Annotated in this window: 2 protein-coding genes; both read right to left on the reverse strand. The window is 62.8% G+C overall.

The window, feature by feature from the left end:
• Positions 1 to 631: AraC family ligand binding domain-containing protein (locus EOA22_RS32435; RefSeq protein WP_127390545.1), on the reverse strand; the 631-nt coding region annotated here is incomplete at its 3' end.
• 179 nt (positions 632 to 810) lie between these two features.
• Positions 811 to 1578 carry an SDR family oxidoreductase gene (locus tag EOA22_RS32440; protein WP_063168520.1) on the reverse strand — a complete coding sequence of 256 codons (768 nt, stop codon included), beginning with the start codon at positions 1576 to 1578 and terminating at the stop codon, positions 811 to 813.
• Positions 1579 to 1750 lie beyond the last annotated feature (172 nt).

The raw sequence follows: 1750 nt of genomic DNA on the forward strand, positions 1-1750 counted from the left end.
TGGTCTGTTCCTTGAACAAAGCGAAGAAATGCGGTCGCGACAGGCCGACGCTGCGCGCCACGTCGTCGAAGCAGATGCGCTCGCAGACATTGGCTCTCATCAACTGGATTGCCTTGCGGACACGAAAATCCTGCATGGTGTTGATGCGGACACGGGCCTCCTGCGGCGCCGAGGCGTCGGCGGCGTCGAGCACGCTATCGATGAAACGCTCGATCTCGTAGTTGGCGATATCGTCGACGCTCTCATTGTCGCTGAGGTGGTCGAGCAGATTGGCGGCGGCCTGATGCAGCCACGGTTCCAGCGTGATCGCGGCTTGTGAAAACAGCGGCGCCGACGAAGGCAGGTCGCGGCGGCGCCGCGCCCAGTCGGGATCGATGTAGAAGGCGAGAAACAGACCGGGCGTCCCGTTTTGCGACAGAACATGGCTGTGCGGCTGGAAGGAGTTGATGCCGGCGGCCGTTCCAGGCCCAAGCCGGACGGTCTCGCGGCCGATGGTCATTTCGCCGGCCGTACCTTCCAGCCAGATGATGAGATGGGCCTCGACATGGGCATGGGTGACGAAGTCGCTTGCGACATTCAGGATAGAAACATGTCCGAACCGGCCCCAGTAGAGCCTGATCGCTTCCGTCATGGGTATATCCTCCCGCAGGCGACTGGCCTCCCTTCGCCTGCAGTGGGGATTGTGCGGCCGAGTTCGGGGCCGCGTCAAGACGCGCGCGGGCGGCGAGGGCGAATGACGGCCAGTGAGGCCGGATTTTCAGACTGAGCGATACGCACTGGAACGAATGGCGGTCGGGAGAATTGCCAACCTCAAACCGAAGCCGTCATGCCGCCATCGACATACAGCGTATGGCCGTTGACGAAGGACGAGGCATCTGACGCCAGAAACACGGCGGCGCCGATCAACTCGTCGACATTGCCCCAGCGCCCGGCCGGCGTGCGCTTTTCCAGCCAGGCGGAAAATTCGGGATTGTCGACCAGCGCCTGGTTCATCTCGGTGCGGAAATAGCCGGGCGCGATCGCATTGATCTGCAGGCCGTGTTTGGCCCAATCGGCGCACATGCCCCTTGTCAGGTTGCGGATCGCGCCCTTGGTGGCGGTGTAGGGCGCGATGTTCGGCCTTGCCAGTTCGCTCTGCACCGAACCGACGTTGATGATCTTGCCCTTGCCGCGCGGGATCATGTGGCGGGCGACCGCCTTGGCTGCATGGAAGGCGCCCGACACATTGGTCTTGAACAGGCGCTCCCATTGCTCCTCGGGAAAGTCCTCGAGCGGGGCGCGGAATTGTATGCCGGCATTGTTGATGAGGATGTCGATGGCGCCGATCTCGGCCTCGATGCGGGCAATGTCCTCATTGACCGCCTGAAAATCGGTGACGTCGAATACCGAGGCGTGCGCCTTGAAGCCGGCGTTGCGCAGCTTTTCGACGGCGCTGTCGATCCTGGCGGCGTCGCGGCCGTTCAGCACCACGCTTGCCCCATGTTCGGCCAGGCCCCGAGCCAGCGCGAAGCCGATGCCCTGGCCGGAGCCGGTCACCAGCGCCAGCCGGCCCTCGAGGCTGAACAGGGAGTTGGCCATCAAACCGTCTTTTGTTTGACCATGATCTCCGGACAAACGGTTCCGTTTGTCCGAGAAAACCGGTTTCCACTTTTCGGGATCATGGTTCTAGTCGCTGCGGCGGAAATTGCGGATGCGGTCGAACAGCACCGCCAGCAGGATGGCGCCGCCGATGAAGACGCCTTGCCAGAAG

Source organism: Mesorhizobium sp. M7A.F.Ca.US.014.04.1.1 (genome assembly GCF_003998745.1).
Taxonomy (GTDB): Bacteria; Pseudomonadota; Alphaproteobacteria; order Rhizobiales; family Rhizobiaceae; genus Mesorhizobium; species Mesorhizobium ciceri.